The sequence below is a fragment of the Desulfosarcina cetonica JCM 12296 genome, assembly GCF_001311845.1.
Lineage (GTDB): Bacteria > Desulfobacterota > Desulfobacteria > Desulfobacterales > Desulfosarcinaceae > Desulfosarcina > Desulfosarcina cetonica.
On record NZ_BBCC01000535.1, the window covers coordinates 1 to 654 of the forward strand.

At 66.1% G+C, this 654-nt stretch carries 2 protein-coding genes; both read right to left on the reverse strand.

Annotation, left to right across the window (positions count from 1 at the left end; genetic code table 11):
• A partial coding sequence (locus JCM12296_RS35435; protein WP_157068234.1) for a hypothetical protein occupies positions 1–273 on the reverse strand: 273 nt, incomplete at its 3' end.
• A partial coding sequence (locus JCM12296_RS40900) for a hypothetical protein (protein ID WP_172684297.1) occupies positions 264–654 on the reverse strand: 391 nt, incomplete at its 5' end. The genes JCM12296_RS40900 and JCM12296_RS35435, both read right to left, overlap by 10 nt.

Below are 654 nucleotides of genomic sequence, written 5' to 3' on the forward strand. Positions count from 1 at the left end.
GGCCGTGCCGCCACCGGCGAGCGCGGTCACCGTGGCACCCGGGGTCACATGGATGCCGGTGGCCAGCACGCCGCCGGACTGATCGTCGGCCAGGTATTCCAGGCGCAGGTTGGTCACCGCCGTTCCCTCGCCCGTGGCGGCCTTGATGGTGACCGCCTGGGTGTAGTTGTAGGGGATGTTCAGGCTGGCCGTGGTCGGGCTCAGGGAAACGCGGCTGATCACAAACTGGCCGTGGACCGGCTTGTCGGTCAGATCCGGATGCATCACGCGCACGGTGAAGATGCCGGAAGCGCCGTGGCCGGGGTATAGGCATGGCTGAAGCTGCCGTCGCTCCCGGTGTAGACCGGGAACTTCGATTCAAAGCCGGCGTTGGTGACGATCAGGTTCAAGGGCACGCCGCCCAGGGGATCGCCGCTGGCGCACTCGACGGCCTTGCCGGTAATGGTGATATCCGTATCACCGGTGGAGGTCTGCGGATCGATACCGTCCAGCTGGCCGACGTAGGCGGTCTCCTCCAGGTTGACCGCGTGGGTGGTGGCAAGGCCGGTCATGCTCACCTGGGTGTCGCGGCCCAGATGGTAGTAGACATTGCCGATGGAAAGGCGCACGGTGACATCGTCCGGCGCCGTTGAGGGCACATCGATGATGGTGGCC